The organism is Streptococcus mitis (genome assembly GCF_002096835.1).
GTDB lineage: Bacteria > Bacillota > Bacilli > Lactobacillales > Streptococcaceae > Streptococcus > Streptococcus mitis_W.
In genome coordinates this window covers 1-17,673 of sequence record NZ_NCVG01000022.1, presented here as the reverse complement: position 1 = coordinate 17,673, position 17,673 = coordinate 1, and the positions used below count along the sequence as shown (strand labels likewise).

Annotated in this window: 9 protein-coding genes; all 9 read right to left on the bottom strand. The window is 38.6% G+C overall.

The window, feature by feature from the left end; translation table 11 throughout:
* Positions 1-2: 2 nt before the first annotated feature.
* The 9 genes from B7699_RS05390 to rpsU all read right to left on the bottom strand — a co-directional run bounded on the left by B7699_RS05390 (position 3) and on the right by rpsU (position 17,181).
* Positions 3-740: an acyl-[acyl-carrier-protein] thioesterase gene (locus B7699_RS05390; RefSeq protein ID WP_084927369.1), complete on the bottom strand. Its 738-nt coding sequence runs from the start codon at positions 738-740 to the stop codon at positions 3-5.
* Positions 741-744: 4 nt separating this feature from the next.
* Positions 745-1,875, bottom strand: coding sequence for a radical SAM family heme chaperone HemW (gene hemW / locus B7699_RS05385; protein WP_084927368.1), 1,131 nt, complete (start codon positions 1,873-1,875; stop codon positions 745-747).
* A gap of 175 nt (positions 1,876-2,050) precedes the next feature.
* Entirely contained in the window at positions 2,051-9,340 is a 7,290-nt protein-coding gene (locus B7699_RS05380; RefSeq protein WP_158086281.1) for a YPDG domain-containing protein, read from the bottom strand.
* A 422-nt stretch (positions 9,341-9,762) separates the two neighbouring features.
* Entirely contained in the window at positions 9,763-13,782 is a 4,020-nt protein-coding gene (locus tag B7699_RS05375) for a YSIRK-type signal peptide-containing protein (protein WP_084927366.1), read from the bottom strand.
* A gap of 602 nt (positions 13,783-14,384) precedes the next feature.
* A complete protein-coding gene (locus B7699_RS05370; protein WP_084927365.1) occupies positions 14,385-14,780 on the bottom strand; it encodes a YtxH domain-containing protein in 396 nt (131 codons plus the stop codon).
* Positions 14,781-14,795: 15 nt separating this feature from the next.
* A complete protein-coding gene (locus B7699_RS05365) occupies positions 14,796-15,158 on the bottom strand; it encodes a DUF948 domain-containing protein (RefSeq protein ID WP_084927364.1) in 363 nt (120 codons plus the stop codon).
* Positions 15,159-15,947 (bottom strand): prolipoprotein diacylglyceryl transferase, encoded by a 789-nt coding sequence (lgt, locus tag B7699_RS05360; RefSeq protein WP_084927363.1) that lies wholly within the window; start codon positions 15,945-15,947, stop codon positions 15,159-15,161. It abuts the gene before it with no gap.
* Positions 15,940-16,875: an HPr(Ser) kinase/phosphatase gene (gene hprK, locus B7699_RS05355; protein WP_185761115.1), complete on the bottom strand. Its 936-nt coding sequence runs from the start codon at positions 16,873-16,875 to the stop codon at positions 15,940-15,942. The genes lgt and hprK overlap by 8 nt, the downstream gene beginning before the upstream one ends.
* Before the next feature lie 129 nt (positions 16,876-17,004).
* Positions 17,005-17,181: a 30S ribosomal protein S21 gene (gene rpsU, locus B7699_RS05350; RefSeq protein ID WP_000048054.1), complete on the bottom strand. Its 177-nt coding sequence runs from the start codon at positions 17,179-17,181 to the stop codon at positions 17,005-17,007.
* Positions 17,182-17,673 lie beyond the last annotated feature (492 nt).

The following is a 17,673-nucleotide window of genomic DNA, read 5'->3' as shown; positions in this document are numbered from 1 at the left end:
CCCTAATTCTTTTTTATTTCTTGCCAAGTGATGATAGCTTGGGCATTGGTAGCACCGTCGCTTGTAATCTCATGCTTGCTTTCCAGTCCAGACCATTCAACAGCCGATGTAATCACCCCACCTGGTCGAACTTCCTTGACATACTTGAGGTTGATTTTCTTGGGAATATATTGGGTCAAAAAGTCCGCTCCCATGACCTCAAAAATCCAGTCCAGATATTTACTGTTATTGACATGGCCATTCATATCCAAGTCGTAAAACCGAACATGGTAATCCTTGCTGATTGGCTCTTCTAGATTTGCATACTTTGGACCGCGGATAAGCTTTTTATCAAAATCAGACTGGTAAGGAGCCACAATCTCAGGTTCGACAGCATGGACTTTTCGACTGTCTCGATCCATGAGAACAAAGGTCGCCAACATGCGAATGATTTCTTGACCTGCTTCATCATAAATGGTAAAGCGACGGTAGCAAAAGAGTCGATTGTAGCTTAAAGCTTCCGTTTCGATGGTGATTTCTTCCGCAAAACGAGGCAAACGAACCACCTCAATATCATAGTCTGTGATAATCCAGACCAGATTATAGTCTTCCAAAATGGCCTTATCACTAACTCCCAGTTCAATCGACTGCATCCCTGAAACTTGCAGAGACAGCAAAATCACATCTGGAAGCTTGATATGACCGTTCATATCAGCCATATCAAAAGGAATTTTCATTTTCATTTGATAAGTTAAGCCCATCATTCTACTCCAAAATAAATCGTTCTGCTACAGTGTCTCCCAAAAAGAGACCTCTTTTTGTCATGCGAACTCGGTCTCCCTCTATTTGCATGAGACCTTGTTGAACCAAGTCTCTGACAATTTCTCCATAAAGTCCATCAAAAGACCGTCCAAATTTTTTTTCAAATCGCGCCATGGAGACCCCTGATTTCTTGCGAAGGCCCAGGAACATTTCTTCTTCCATTTGCTCTTTTTGACTCAGGTGTTCTTCTGTGATACGTGCATTGCCTTCTTTAACTGCACTGAGATAATGACGAATGGGACCATGATTTTTATAGCGCACGCCATTGACATAACCAGATGCCCCAGCACCGATGCCATAGTACTCAGCATTGTCCCAGTACATGAGATTGTGGCGACTTTCAAAACCAGGCTTGGAGAAATTGGAAATCTCATAATGCTCAAAACCAGATTTCTCCAGCTCCGCGATGATGTACTCAAACATCTCAGCCTCCAATTCCTCCTTAGGTAGAGGCAATTTTCCTCGTCGCATACGGTTCATAAAGACCGTATGATTTTCTAAAATCAAACTATACAAACTCATATGAGGAATATCCAGCCCAATAGCCTTAGCCACATTGTCCTTGACCTGCTCCATGGTCTGACCAGGCAGCGCATAAATCAAATCGATAGAGATATTATCAAAACCAGCCAGTTTCAGGCGGTCGATATTTTCATAAATATCCTTCTCCAAATGACTGCGCCCAATCTTTTTCAGCATCTTGTCATCAAAGGTCTGCACACCTAGTGAAACACGATTGACAGCCGAGTTCTTCAAAACCGCAATCTTATCCGCATCCAAGTCGCCGGGATTGGCTTCAATGGTCAACTCTTCCAAGGCAGACAAGTCCAAATTTTTAGTCAAGCCCTTCAATAACACCTCCAGTTGAGAAGCTGACAAAGCTGTCGGTGTGCCACCACCGATATAGAGGGTTCTCAACTTTTGAATATCATAAGATTGAAACTCTTCTAACAGATGTTCCAAATAACTATCTACTGGCTGATTCTTGATAAAAACTTTTGAAAAGTCACAATAATAACAAATCTGGGTACAAAATGGGATGTGCACATAGGCTGACGTTGGTTTTTTCTGCATAGTAATTATTATACCACAAAAGCGAACAATACTTAGAATTCCCTTCAACAAAATCCTAGCATTGTCCGCTTTCTTTATCTAAACATTCTTTGTATTTTATGACTAACACGGTTCCCAGAATTAATCTAGTTTATCTTTACAATACAAAAGAATGAATGTTCATTTGACTAAATTTTTAGTCTTCTTTTTTCTTGCGAGCTACAAGTCCAAATCCACTCAATAGTCCAAGAAGTCCTAGAGAGGCAAGAGTCGCATTTGATTCTGTTCCTGTATTTGGCAATACATTTTGAGAATCATTTGATTCAGCTCCATTATTCATAGTAGTCTTAGTATCTACCTGATCTGCATTCGGAGTAACCGTTACAGTGACTGGGATTTCTTCCGTTGAGCCATCTGGATAACGTACAATGACCTTACCGGTAATCTTATCACCTGGTTTCGCTCCTTCTGGAATAGTTACCGTTACTTTTCCATCTTTGTCGACTGTAATTCCTGGCGTATTACTTTGGAACTTAGTTCCTGATGGAATTTTCTTACCATCTTTTTCTTTCAATGGTAATTCAACAGTGCCACCTGGTTTGCCATTTTCTTTGTCGTACTCTGGTGTGTAGATGTCTTTGTCTTGGTTTGTGACTGTTACTTCTACTGGTACAGTATCTGTTGAACCGTCTGGATAAGTTACCGTGATTTCGCCTGTAATCTTATCACCTGGTTTCGCTCCTTCTGGAATAGTTACCGTTACTTTACCATCTTTGTCGACTGTAATTCCTGGGGTATTACTTTCGAACTTAGTTCCTGATGGAATTTTCTTACCATCTTTTTCTTTCAATGGTAATTCAACAGTGCCACCTGGTTTGCCATTTTCTTTGTCGTACTCTGGTGTGTAGATGTCTTTGTCTTGGTTTGTGACTGTTACTTCTACTGGTACAGTATCTGTTGAACCGTCTGGATAAGTTACCGTGATTTCTCCTGTAATCTTATCACCTGGTTTCGCTCCTTCTGGAATGGTTACTGTTACTTTACCATCTTTGTCGACTGTGATTCCTGGCGTATTACTTTCGAACTTAGTTCCTTCTGGAATTGTCTTACCAGCTTCTTCTTTTAATGGTATTTCTACCTTAGTTCCTGGTTTGCCATTTTCTTTGTCGTACTCTGGTGTGTAGATGTCTTTGTCTTGGTTTGTAACTGTTACTTCTACTGGAACGATATCTTTTGAGCCATCTGGATAAGTTACTGTGATTTCTCCTGTAATCTTATCACCTGGTTTCGCTCCTTCTGGAATAGTTACCGTTACTTTTCCATCTTTGTCGACTGTGATTCCTGGCGTATTACTTTCGAACTTAGTTCCTGATGGAATTTTCTTACCAGCTTTTTCTTTCAATGGTAATTCAACAGTGCCACCTGGTTTGCCATTTTCTTTGTCGTACTCTGGTGTGTAGATGTCTTTGTCTTGGTTTGTGACTGTTACTTCTACTGGTACAGTATCTGTTGAACCGTCTGGATAAGTTACTGTGATTTCTCCTGTAATCTTATCACCTGGTTTCGCTCCTTCTGGAATAGTTACTGTTACTTTTCCATCTTTGTCGACTGTGATTCCTGGCGTATTACTTTCGAACTTAGTTCCTTCTGGAATTGTCTTACCAGCTTCTTCTTTTAATGGTATTTCTACCTTAGTTCCTGGTTTGCCATTTTCTTTGTCGTACTCTGGTGTGTAGATGTCTTTGTCTGGAGTTGTTACCGTTACTTTAACTGGTACCTCTTCTTTTGATCCATCTGGATACGTTACTTTAATCGTACCTGGGATTTCATCTCCTGGTTCCTTGTCTTCTGGAATTATTACAGTAACTTTACCTTTATCGTCAACCGTGATTCCTGGTGTTAAGCTTTCGAACTTCGTTCCTTCTGGAATTGTCTTACCAGTTTCTTCTGTTACTGGTACTTCAACCTTAGCTCCTGGAATTCCATTTCCATCATCATACTTAGGATTGTATTTATCCGCTTGTTCTTGAACTTTAATTGTAATCGTTTGTGTCGTTACATTGCCGTCCTTATCATGCGCTTTGATGGTTACAGTATAGTCACCTTTAGGTGCTGTTGGTGTTCCTGTAATTTGTCCATTTGCATAAGTTAATCCTTCTGGTAAATCTGTTACTTCTACTGGATTTTCTTCACGTAACCCACGTCCACCTTCATTATCCGCAACTGTTACTGGAATTGGGGTGATTGGTTCGTTTTTCGTTACCGTTGCACCTTCAGCTGTAATTGTTGGTCCTGTTACATCTTTTACAGTGACTGGTACAGTTACTTCTTCACTTGATCCATCTGGATACGTTACTGTTATTACCGCATTTCCTGCGTTGCCAGCTGTTGCCGTTGAATTCGGTTTACTTTGAACCGTTAATGTTCCGGGTCCATAATTTTTTACTTTTGCTTTTACTGCATCATCTGTAATTGGCTGACCTTGGTTTACTGTTAAGCCTTCAGCTGTTGGATTATGCTTATCTTTTTGTTCTTGAACTTTAATAGTTATTGTTGTTGTAGTCGAATTACCTTTTTTATCAAACGCTTTAATTGTTACAGGGTAATCGCCTGCTGGAGCTGTTGGTGTTCCTGTGATTTTTTCATCTTTGAAAGTTAATCCATTTGGTAATCCTTCTACTACGATTGGATTATCATCACGTAAACCAACTCCACCTGGGTTATCCTCAGCTGTTACTAAAATTGGCTTAATTGGTTCATTTTTCGTTACTGTTGCTCCATTGGCTGTAATAGTTGGACCTTCTGTATCTGGTACTGAAGCGTCACGTACTGTTACCGGTACATTTACATCTTCACTTGAACCATCTGGATACGTTACTGTTACTACTGCATCTTCTGGGTTTCCTACAACTGCTGTTGTTGGTTTACTCTTAACTATTAGTTGCGTTGCTGGTGCGTAATCTTTCACCTTAGCGATAACTTCTGAATCTTCGATAACGTGATTTTGATCAACTGTTAATCTTTCTCCTCTTGGATTATGAGCATCCGCTTGTTCTTGAACTTTAATCGTAATGTTCGTTGTAGTTGAGTTACCGTTCTTATCATGCGCTGTAATCGTTACAGGGTAATCTCCTTTTCCTGCTGTTGGCGTTCCTGTGATTCGATTATTCGCATACGTTAATCCTGTTGGTAATCCTGTTACTTCTATTGGATTCTTATCACGTAACCCTACTCCGCCTGGATTATCCACAGCTGTTACTGAAATTGGAGTAATTGGTTCATTTTTCGTTACCGTTGCTCCATTTGCTGTGATCGTTGGACCAACTGTATCACGTGCTGTCACCGTAAAGTTGAAGTTTACTGGATCTGCATTATTTCCATCATTATCTGCAGCGTTAAATGTAATCGTATTTTGTTTACCGATATCTTCTGCTGAAGTTGTAATTGAAATACGAACAACTTTTTCTGTTTCAGTTGTTTTTACTGGTGTTGAAGTTGCTTTACCTGCATTCATTCGACCAAAGTATTTATCTAAGAAATCTTTAGCATTCAATGTAACAGAAGTATTATCTTTTGCTGTTACTATAAATTCTACTTTTTCACCTTCAACGACTGTTTGACTTGACGGTGTAATCGTTAATGTTGGTTTTTGAGCATCTTTTGCATTTTGTTTAGCTACTGGACTCTCAAGAACCACATTGTTATCAATTGTCTTAGACACTTTTGCAGTTACTTCTTTTCCATCCGCTACTTCAAGGTCAGCGATTTTCACAACGCCTTGAGGTGTCACAGATACTTTATCCGTTGTTTTGCCATTTACAGTCCAGTTATTTCCTGTTTTTGTAACTTTTACAGTTTCAGGAGCTGTTTTTCCTGTTGGAGTATAAGTCAATGTAATCGTATCTATATCTTGTGGGGTGTTGCTATTTGGACGTTTTGGTGGTGTAATTTCCACGCTACCATCTTTGTTAGCCACTACGCTAGGTGCTGTCGGTGTTACCGCAAGAACTACTTGACGTTTAATTTCAGCTGGGGCAAATATTGGTCTAGTTGTACTATTTGTATCTGTATAAGCAGTTGGGAATTTTGCTACCGCATTTCTTGTATATTTACCTGAATTGTCTAATGTAGTACCTTCATCTAACTTATCTCCAGATTTCCATGTCCATACCATACCTTGAGGTAAATAACTGTTTCCACGATCTCTTTGATCATTACTATCTACTACTTTAAGGTAGTTGTGAGCATCAACATTTGTACGGCTGTTTTGTACATTTAATGTTGAGCCTACAGGAACTTTTGCGATACCATCTTCAAGGTTCTTAGTTGTAATATCCACAACACGGTACTTGAATTTCAAGTCACGACTATCTGCTGGACTACTTCCCTCTACATGAAGGGTTCCGATATGTTCTCCTAATGTTTGAGTATCTACCACACTTCCCGAAGATAAACGAGTTGTATATTTCTTATCTTCTGAACTTCCATCTTTACCTGTTTGAGCTGCAAAACTAGAAGGTCTTACTCCACCTGGAAGATTTCCTACTGTTACTTTTGAGATTGTTCCTGAGTTATCCCATACCTTAAGTTCAGGGTTAAATTCAGCACCACGATACACTGTGAAAATTGGTGTATTTGCTGTTTCTGTTAAAGTAACACCGTTTAATGTAGCTTGTGGCTTTTGAACATCTTTTGCAGTTGCTTTAGCTGGATCTGAATCAGCACCATTTCCATTCTTCGTAACTGCAGTAACTTCTGTTAAGTCTTTTACTTTATTAGCTGGGATTGTGATTTCCCCTGTATTTGGATCAATTCGAACATCTGTATTATTCACAGTCCATTTGCCGTTTGCTCCTTTAGTTCCTTCAGCTGTTTTAGGTTTGTTATCTTCACCTGTAAAGCTTACTTTGATTTTATCTACTTTTTTTGCATCTTGTGGTTTTGCAGTTACATCCCCATTATCCTTAGCTGTGGCTACTGGTGTCTGAGCTTTGTCATCTACAACATGCACGGGAGCATCTACAATAAATGTTCCACGTTCTGGAATAATAACCTCTACTTTACCGTACACAGGTTGATTTGGTGCTGTAGGTTTTGATACATCCGGATCTTTAAACCAACGATAAGTTGTACCCGCAGGTAATTCTTTTGGATTCGCAATACTATTGTAAGCGTCTGGAATAACTCCTACTTTAGTACTTTGTTCCTTAGCTTTTGGTTTTATGTTATATTTAGCGACTTCTTCAGGTTTGAGTGGTAAGGTACCGATAATGGCATTTTTTCCTTCTTGATATCGAGGCCAACCAAGGTCTGTATATCCACCATATGCTAGGTATGGATCATTTGCTAAACGTTTTTTAATCTCAGCAAGCATCGGATTACTTTTATCTTTATTATTCCAATCTGACATAATACTTTGATCTAGCTCATTACCTTCAAGAATTTTTGTTTTGAAAGTGATAATCGTACGTTGACCTTTTACTACGTTCATTTTGTCTTCAATAACACCTCTACCAAGGTTGTAAATAAGACCGCCTTTTGTAATACCGTACATATCTTTTACACGAGAAGCAGCATCTGGATTACGATTGGTACCATCTTGTCTAGAATCACGATAAATATTTCTCCACCAGTTATTATCTGGATGAGCATAATCCATCCAAGAACCTAAATTCTCCGTATAAGAAGCTCCTGAACGACGCTCTCCATTTTTAACATACGCACGATAATTAGAGTTTTCATGTTCCCAAGCTGTTGCATTGGCATATTCCTTATGAGATGTCTGAGTACCATCTTGATATTTTGTATAAGTAAAGTCATACGGATCTCCTACAGTACGAGGAATCGTAAGTGAAATTTTCTTAGACAATCCTGCCTGAGCATTTGCCGCTGGACCTGAATCTAACATCCAGTAATAATATTTATTTCCATCTTTTTCAATACGCTCTTCACGATACACACGAATATTGTCATACGCTTTATCAGCAGTCCCCCTACTTACGAAAGCATATTGTTTCGTATCTGGTGAATATACGTCACGCTCTGAATAGTTAATCATTGGGTTTTTATTCCAACCAACCCCGAAGTCAGTTACTCTTGTTTCACGAACGTTACTTGTTCCAGAGCCTACTACTTTTCCATTCTTTTTAACTACTGCAGTAATAGTAGCATCTTTTACCATTAAGTTCTTATCAACATTAACTGTAAAGTAACCATTTGATTGTGATTTTGTTGTGTATTTTCTTCCACCAATAGATATTTCAACATCAGCTTCTGTTGCAGTATATCCATCGACTTGAGCAATACCAGCTAAACTATCGTTAAATGACACTGTGTCTACTTGACTTACTGTAGTATTATAAACACTTTGACCATTGACTACTAATTCAACTTTATCTCCCACTTTAATACCTGGTGCGTTTAATTTAAAAGCTCCAGTATCATCTAGTTTAGACGTAAGTATCTTTTGGCCATTTCTCTTAATCTCAATTGTTGAAGATGGTGTTGCATATCCTGTGATAAATCCAGAGTCCGCTACAACAATTCCAAGACTCCCTTGTTTAGTCGTCTTATCAATTGGTGCGGATCTTAGATCAGAACCTTGACCCATATTTTGACCATTACGTGGATCATGAGAACCTGAAGTCAAACGCATAGTAGCAATTTTAACAGAGTTAAACATTCTCTTCACACGTTTTGTCATTTCTTCAACTTCGTTCAGAGAAACTGTTGTATTTTCAAGGACTCCTTGAGCCACTCCTAATAGTTCATTGGCGTTTTCAATAACTTCTTTGCTTGTCTCGTGCTTAGGCAATTCCAAAACAGCTGCCTGTAATTGATCAACAGATACTTTCAAAGAATCTTTTTTAGCTGATACATTTTGGTTCTCTTCGCTTGCTCGTACCTCTGGAGAAGATGCGTTCGCTAGGTTGTCAGCCGGCTTCTCAGTTTTATCTACTTGTTTATCTACTTGAACCTCAGTTGATTCTGTAGTAGCTGATACGACTGTCACATCTTTAGACAAGAGTTCTACAAGCTCGTCAATATCCTTTTGAGCTAGCTCAGAACTTTCTAGGGCTTCTTTCCCTTTTTGCAGTCTGTCTTTAACAGACGATACTACTGACTCGTCAAGGTTTAATTTAGTTGAAAGAAGAGAATTTAATTGTTCAACTACTTTTCTCAACTTAGTTTTATCAACTGTAGGCGCTTGATTTCCCAAAGATTTATTTACTTCATCTACTTTGTTTCCAGTAGGTTCCGCAAGACCTTGAGGCGACTTGGCCTCATCTTTAGGACTTACTACACCCGCAGTAGATTTTGGAGTGTTTTCAACTACACTATCAGCACTAGCAACGCGCGCACCCAAAAACATCAGCGCTGCAACAGCAACTGAAGCGGCACCGAAACTGTATTTACGAATAGAAAAGCGCAAAACTTTTTCACGTTGCTGTCGATTTACTTTATATGAATTCGATTTGTGTTCCATTTGTCCTCCTAAAGGCAACATAATATAGAAAAAGCAACCTTTATAACTTCAACTCCTAAAAAAGAGTTAAGCTATAAAAATTACTATGATGACCGCTATTAGCAAATAACATCACAGCTATCACAGCTATCACAGCTATCACAGCTATCACAGCTATCACAGCTCGATTATACCATTTTTAATATATTTACACAACAAAAAACAAACTTCTTCCGTCAATAAAAGTTGGAAATTTTTAATTATCCATAAAATGTCAATATGTTATGCTGTTTTGAATAAAAAAGAGAGGTTCACCTCTCTCAAATCTAGATTTTTTCGAGAATACAACAACAGCCTTGCACCTCTTGAAATGAGGAACAAGGCCGTTGTTTAATATTTCATTGTCCACTTAACAATGAATCATTCATATTTTGACTAAATTTTTAGTCTTCTTTTTTCTTTCCAAGAGCAAGTCCGAGACCACTTAACATGCCAAGAAGTCCTAAAGATGCAAGAGTCTCATTCGATTCTGTTCCTGTATTTGGTAATACAGTTTGAGAATTACTTGATTTAACTCCATTATCAATAGCATCTGGAGTATCTTCATGATTTGCATTCGGAGCAACTTCATCTGGAATTGGAGTTGTTGGTGTAGCTGTATCGTAACCAGAATCTCCATTAGCATCAGGTGTGACTGGCGCAACTGGAATTGGAGTTGTTAGCGCAGATGTATCGGGACCAGTATTTCCATTAGTATCAGGTGTAACTGGAATTGTATTTATGTTTGAACTTACTTTTCTGAAAATGTGGGTAATTACTGGTTCATTTTCAGCTATCACAGTCCGTACAAATTCATATCCAGGAATTAATCCATGTTCCGCATCCTTCTCATTGCCTGTCTTAACGGATGGTTTCAATACATTTCCATCTTCATCAATCCATCGAACCTCAATCATTAGCTCTGACAACTCAATTGAATCTGGTAATACACCATTTTCAAAAATTGTTACTTTAGGTGGAGTTACTGGAATTGTATTTGGATTTGTACTTCCACTTGCTTTTCTGAAAATGTAAGTCATTACTGGTTCATTTTCATCAATCACAGTTCGTACAAATTCATATCCTGAAATTGATCCATGTTCCGCATCCTTTTCATTGCCTGTCTTAAGGGATGGTTTCAATACATTTCCATCTTCATCAATCCATCGAACCTCAATCAGTAGCTCTGGCAATTCAATTGAATCCGGTAATACACCATTTTCAAAAATTGTTACTTTAGGTGGAGTTGTTGCATTAGGAACTTCCACAGCTGGTTTACCTGGATTAGTAGTCGTACCTGTACCTAGTTTTTCTACGTCTGGTAGATCACTGTTCGGTACTTTACCTTTACCATCTGCGTCTGGGACTTCTACCTTAGTTCCTGGTGCGTATATTGAGCCATCTTGTTTCTTCGGTGTTGCTGTATCATCACCTGTCTTAGGATCTTGTTCTAACTCTACTTTTGCTTCTTTCGATTTCCCATCAGTTCGAACTGTTATAGGAGTTACCTTACCCGTTTTTGGATCAACTTCATAAGTTGTAGTGTTGATAACTTCACGACCTTCAGGATCTTTAGAGCGTTCAACCTTAGTTTTTGCTCCTACTTTAACGATTGTCTTACCTGCCGGGGTGACGACTGGATTACCAAGGTATTCTGTGATATGACCGTCCTTTGGATCTACATCGTAAGTGGTTGTAGTAACTGCTTTACCTTTTTCACCCTCAGTACGCTGATCTGGTGTACCGAAGTCTTTTTCAACATCTTTAATGTATTCCACTTCTGGTTCAATAGGAGTTTCTACGACTTTGTCTTTGGCACCAACTTTAACGACTTTTGGTACCATTTCTGTTCTACTAACAACCGGTGTCCCATCCGTTACTGTACCGTTAGTTTCATTAACAAGTGTTGATGTTATTGTTACTATCTTACCTTCAGATCCATTATTAGTAACCGTAGTATTTCCTACATCTTTGGTTTTATCTGCTTCATACCGTGTTGTTACCGGAATTATTTTGGTTACGACTTTGGATTTGACGCCATTTGGACTGACAATGTCTTGCCTAACGGTTGGAATAAGGTCTCCTGTACTTTCATTCACTTCGTAAGTTGTAGTCTTCTTAGCAACATCATCGACTTCTTTGAGGTATTCAACCTCATCCTTAGCTGGAACTTTGACAACTGTCGGTTTTGATGGAACTACTACTGCCGGTTCTTCATGTGGAATGAGGCTACCATCTGTAGCATTAACCGTGTAGGTGGTGGTTACTGTACTTGTTCCTAACGTACCAGCTGATGTGATTTTTACTTCACCTTTGGCTCTTGTGGCGTCTTTCTCGTAACGAATACTTGGCTCTATTGGCATAACGACAACCTTAGCCTTGGCTCCATCTTTCTTGAACACTTCCTTTTTCTCTGTTGGGGTAAGGACACCTGTGTTTGGATTGACTGCGTAAGTTGTAGTATTCTTAACAATATCATAGCCTTCTTTGAGGTATTCAACCTCATCCTTAGCTGGCACTTTGACCACTGTAGGAGTTGAAGGTTTGATAACTGGTTGACCTTCATGTGGAATAAGGCTGCCATCTGTAGCATTAACTGTATAGGTTGTGGTTACTGTTCTAGTGCCTGAAATACCAGCTACTGTGATTTTTACTTCACCTTTGGCTCTTGTAGCGTCTTTCTCGTAACGAATACTTGGCTGTATTGACGTAACGACAACCTTAGCCTTGGCTCCATCTTTCTTGAACACTTCATCAAGTGTATTTTTTGTAATCTGACCTGTATCTGGGTCTTTCATACTAACAGTTGTTGACTTAATGATGTCATCTCCGCGTTTACTATATACAGCAGTTTCTCCAACTTTTTCTAAAGATTTAACTGTTGTAATTTTTTTATCTTGATAACCTGTTTCATCTAAGGAAATTCGTTTCCCAGATATAAACTCTGATCGTCTATTAATCATATCGGCTTCAAAATAAGAACGTGAACTATGACCTCCACTTGTTGGCCCAACATTGATAACAACATCACTATCATTGCTGACACCTTTTCTTATCGTCGAATCATTATCAACAATATAATGAGTCATTTTACCAGACTTAGCTATTTTTTTGCTATCTAAACCTTTTTGCCAAAATTCACGACCAGAAACCAAACTCGTCACTACTTTTGGGGCATTAAATGTTGTTCCTTTTTTTAATACATTATTATAAAAGTTTCTATAAGCCAACTGTTCTTTAGGAGACATGACTCTGCTGTCAGAATATGCCAACTCATAGGCTTCAACCATTGCCCGTTGTACTAAATATCCTCCTAAAGAATGTCCTGTTAAATAAAGATTGGTAATGCTCTTATCTTTAGCTAGTTCGCGCATGATATTTTCTGCATCGATCCCTTGTTGAGGATTTCTTCCTGTTCCAAGTGTTATATCAGCTCCTATATCTTTGGCATCACTTGTTCCACGAAAGGCTAATACTTGTGCAGTTCCATTTGGTAAATATAAGAAATCACTCTTAGTTTCATACAAGACAGCATCTAGTCCACTAGAGGTATGGTAACTTTTCTTCCTTTCCCAATAAGGCCCCAATTCCTTATTCATCATCATATACTCATAACGTGGTCTACTGTCACCATTCTTTTTATATAACTCTGACTCTGTTAAGGGTCTCTTATGATCCAGCACTCTATCAATATAATTATCATCACGGTAGGACAATTCCATGAACATAATCATATCGCGCTCACTGACATTCCATTTTAATTTTTCATCTGGCTTTTCTTTACTGTCAATAATACCATCACCATCAGTATCTTCTAACATAGGATGACTATTGTAGCCTACATACTTTTTCCCGCCTTTTTCATAAATATAAAGTTCATCTTTATCCTTCAAGTAATCATCATCTGTATAAGCTTCTGGACTTAACTTAGGGCCGTTTAGTAACAAACTGTCAAGCTTATTACCTTCTGAACCGATTACTCCTGCTTTGATTTTTTTAGCATCTTCCTCAGTCAATTCATATTTTTTTATCTCGGAAGGATTTGATGCTGCTCTCACCGCTGGAGTGCTTGATCTGTCTTCACCTACCACGGAAGCCCTTGTGGTCAAGCTATTATTGCCCATCTCCCCAGATGTCTTAAGTTCTGTAGTTCTTGTAGATATTATTGGAGTATCTTTTGGGGCTGGACTGGAAATAGAACCTCGATTCTCTGGTGAACTTTGAGACTCTTGTTTTTTCTCCACAGTAGGGGTCGAATTCTCCCTTTCAGAATTAGCCCCTATCTCTGTTGCCAAATTATTTTCCGTAGAAGCCAGCACTCTCTGGTATGGTGTAAACAAGGTAATTCCTATTAATACTGAAGCCACTCCAACAGAAAACTTTCGAATCGAAAAACGTTGACGTTTATTAAAAATGTCTTTCATTTTACCAACTTTCTTTCTCACTATTTTTTACAAAATAGAGGGTTCTAATATTTTTCTTTGACAGAATACTAAATCGTTTCTTGACTAAAATTTTAGAGCTTTTCCTCTACTTGATCATAAACCACCACATTGATTTCTAATCATAGAAAAAAATGGATCGCTTAATATTACTAAAATATCAGTAAAATATAAAAAAATGTAAATATTTCACTTCCAACACTGCCATTATACCATAAAAAATCATAACACTCATGTGTTTTAAAAAAGGTTTATCAAAAAGTCTTTATACTCAATGAAAATCAAAGAGCAAACTAGGAAACTAGCCGCAGGTTGCTCAAAGCACTGCTTTGAGGTTGTAGATAAGACTGACGAAGTCAGCTCAAAATACTGTTTTGAGGTTGTGGATAGAGCTGACGTAGTCAGTATCATATACCTACGGCAAGGCGACGTTGACGTGGTTTGAAGAGATTTTCGAAGAGTATTAAAATCAAAAAACGCATAATATCAGGTATTGAATGAAAACCTTGATACTATGCGTTTTATCTTATACGTTTCACTAAATTTGCGACTACTATTTGAATCTTTATCCAACTCTGTCAAATCTAGATTTTTTCTTCTTTGATATCAATCACAATCTCTTCTGATTGGTCAAGAGTTTCGGCTTTTTCTTGCCATTGCTCCTTGAGATTATTGAATTGATCTTTTGATGCTTCTGTTGCTTGACGGGCACATGATTTGGCTTGAGCAAGGACACTGTCCACAGTGATTTCACCTGACTCAACCTGTTCTTTTGTTTTAAGAACAAAATCTGTAGCCTGCTCCTTAACTTCTGTCAGTTTTTCACAGATCTGCTCTTTGGCATACTCAGGATCTTCTCTCAAATCATCCAGAAAATCTTGAGCCTGACTGCAAACTTGTTTGCCCTTGTCGCTTGTTAAAAACAAGGCAAGAGCTGCACCTGAAACGGTTCCTAAAAGGATTGAGGATAGTTTACCCATAAGGATTCTCCTTTTTTATTTTTTGAAAAATTTACTTGCAAGACGAAGAGCTGACAAACTTGAACCAGCTGATGAAGCTTTCTTGCTCAAGACACGCGCATGATCATTGAGGTCTGAAACAGATAGAGATAAATCTGCAACAGCACTAAAGAGTGGATCAATCGTTGCCACCTTGACATTGATATCATCTGCCAATACATTGACCTTAGCCAGCAATTCATTGGTATGATGCAAGGTCACATCTACATCTGAAGTTAAAGTTTTAATCGTCTTCTCTGTTTCATCAATCACACGTCCAAGCTTTTGTACAGTAATGATTAGATACACTAAAAATACAATCAAAGCAAGGGCTACAAGAATATATGCAACTTCTAACATTTACTTTTCCTCCTCTGTAACATAGTAAGGGGCCTTCTTTCGATTTTGATATAGAATGATAAAAATTCCAAGACCGATAAGGACAACTGATAGCCATTGAGACACTCGAAGTCCAAAGAACATAAGACTATCTGTCCGCATACCTTCGATGACCATACGACCGAAACCATACCAAATCAAGTAGAAAGCAGTGATATGACCTCGTCTAAGACTCTTCCATTTTCGTCTGAATATCAGAATCAAGGCAAAGCCAAGCAGATTCCAAAGAGACTCATAAAGGAAGGTCGGTTGACGGTAGCTCCCCTCAATATACATCTGGTCACGGATAAAGCCAGGTAGATAATCCAGATTATCCACTGCTGCACCATAAGCTTCTTGGTTAAAGAAATTGCCCCAGCGACCCAAACTTTGGGCTATCATGACGCTAGGCGCTGCAATATCTAGAAAATCCCAAGTATTAATGAGTTTACGATCAGCAAAGATATAAAGTACAAGAGCCCCAGTTATCAAACCACCGTAAATGGCCAAACCACCATTCCAAATGGCAAAAATTTCTCCCAAGTTCTGACTATAGTAATCAAAACGGAAAATGACATAGTAGAGACGAGCTCCTAAAATAGCCAGGGGAAAGGCTACTAAGATAAAATCTAAAATATCGTCTGGTATGATCTTCTTTCGAGGCGCTTCTTTCATGGTCAAATAAACTGCAAGAATCAAGCCTGTCACAATACACAAGGCATACCAACGAATAGCTAGAGGACCTAGATGAATAGCAATTGGATCAAGCATTAGGCACCTCGTTTTGAGCAATAAGATTTGTCAAGCGTTCTTCGAACAAACGCGTCGCATCAAAGCCCATTTCCTTAGCACGATAATTCATGGCAGCAGCCTCAATCACGACAGAGATATTTCGACCTGTTTTCACTGGAATGCGGATACGAGGAATGGCTACGCCAGAAATTTCTAATTCCTCTGCATTGTTTCCAAGACGATCAAAGGTTTTATGCGTATCATAATTCTCCAAGTAAACAGCCAGCTGGACTTGTGAAGAATCCTTGACCGCACTCGCACCGTAGAGGCTCATAACATCGATAATCCCAACCCCACGAATTTCAATCAAGTGTTTCAAGATTTCAGCTGGTTCACCCCAAAGAGTTAATTCATCCTTAGAATAAATATCTACCCGATCATCGGCTACCAAGCGGTGACCACGTTTGACAAGCTCCAGACCTGTCTCACTCTTACCGATTCCACTATCACCTTGAATCAAGACACCCATCCCATAAATATCCATCAAAACCCCATGAACACTGGTACGTTCTGCCAAACGAGAATCCAGGTAATTAGATAACTCTCCAGACAAACGACTAGTAGCTGTACGACTAGTTAAGATGGCAATCTTACATTCTCTGGCTGCCTTTAACATTTCTTCTGGAACCACCAAACCACGAGCAACAATGACTGCTGGTGTCTCAGGTAGAAACATTTTTTTCAAAACTTGGTAACGGTTGTGAGAGGACATTGAAACGAGATAGGACCACTCCTTCATTCCCAAGAGCTGGATTCGCTCTGGCGTGTAGTAGTCAAAATAGCCCGTCATTTCAAGACCAGGTCGCGTAATATCCGCGGTATTGATTTCCTTTTCAAGTAATTCTGGTTCGCCATAGACAATGTCTAGTCTAAGCTTTTCAATCACTTCTTTTACTAAAACCGACATCATTTCCTCCTTCAAATGAGTTCTTCCCTCTATTATATCAAATTGTAGGAGGATATTTCAGATTTTTGCAAGCTTTGGAGTATTTATTTAAAAGAAAAAGACTAGATTTCTCTAGCCTTTCATTTCTAATTAGAATTTTTTACGTTTACGAGCTGCTTCTGATTTACGTTTACGTTTTACAGAAGGTTTTTCATAGAATTCACGTTTGCGTGTTTCTTGAAGAGTACCAGCTTTAGTAACCGCACGTTTGAAACGACGAAGTGCGTCGTCAAGAGATTCATTCTTACGTACTACTGTTTTAGACATTTTTTTCACTCCCTTCAAGTTCAATATCTATTATATTCTACACGTAAAAGGAATAATTGTCAAGAAAAAATGCGGTTTAATTTTGATTTTTTCTGCCATTTATACAAGAGTTGAAAGCGCTTAGCGCCTGTTTATATTGATGAAACAGGATTCAGTACTTATTTTTATCGAGAATATGGTCACTCATTAAAGGGATAGATCATATGGATATCAGAGGATTTCTTTGGTTGTAGCGCCTTCCTACTAGGAGATTTCTTATGAGAGGTACTTGTTTAAGCTTTGAAAATCGGACTTATACTCTTCGAAAATCTCTTCAAACCACGTCAGCTTCGCCTTGCCGTAGGTATATGTTACTGACTTCGTCAGTTCTATCTGTAACCTCAAAACACTGTTTTGAGTAGCCTGTGGCTAGCTTCCTAGTTTGCTCTTTGATTTTCATTGAGTATTATCATCTGATGTTTATCAAACAATCTACCAATTAAGCTTCTTCGT

What these genes read in the sequence shown, in the direction of transcription:
- B7699_RS05390 (WP_084927369.1), bottom strand. Translation starts at nt 740, where the DNA reads ATGGGCTTAACTTATCAAATGAAAATGAAAATTCCTTTTGATATGGCT.
- hemW (WP_084927368.1), bottom strand. Translation starts at nt 1,875, where the DNA reads ATGCAGAAAAAACCAACGTCAGCCTATGTGCACATCCCATTTTGTACC.
- B7699_RS05380 (WP_158086281.1), bottom strand. Translation starts at nt 9,340, where the DNA reads ATGGAACACAAATCGAATTCATATAAAGTAAATCGACAGCAACGTGAA.
- B7699_RS05375 (WP_084927366.1), bottom strand. Translation starts at nt 13,782, where the DNA reads ATGAAAGACATTTTTAATAAACGTCAACGTTTTTCGATTCGAAAGTTT.
- B7699_RS05370 (WP_084927365.1), bottom strand. Translation starts at nt 14,780, where the DNA reads ATGGGTAAACTATCCTCAATCCTTTTAGGAACCGTTTCAGGTGCAGCT.
- B7699_RS05365 (WP_084927364.1), bottom strand. Translation starts at nt 15,158, where the DNA reads ATGTTAGAAGTTGCATATATTCTTGTAGCCCTTGCTTTGATTGTATTT.
- lgt (WP_084927363.1), bottom strand. Translation starts at nt 15,947, where the DNA reads ATGCTTGATCCAATTGCTATTCATCTAGGTCCTCTAGCTATTCGTTGG.
- hprK (WP_185761115.1), bottom strand. Translation starts at nt 16,875, where the DNA reads ATGTCGGTTTTAGTAAAAGAAGTGATTGAAAAGCTTAGACTAGACATT.
- rpsU (WP_000048054.1), bottom strand. Translation starts at nt 17,181, where the DNA reads ATGTCTAAAACAGTAGTACGTAAGAATGAATCTCTTGACGACGCACTT.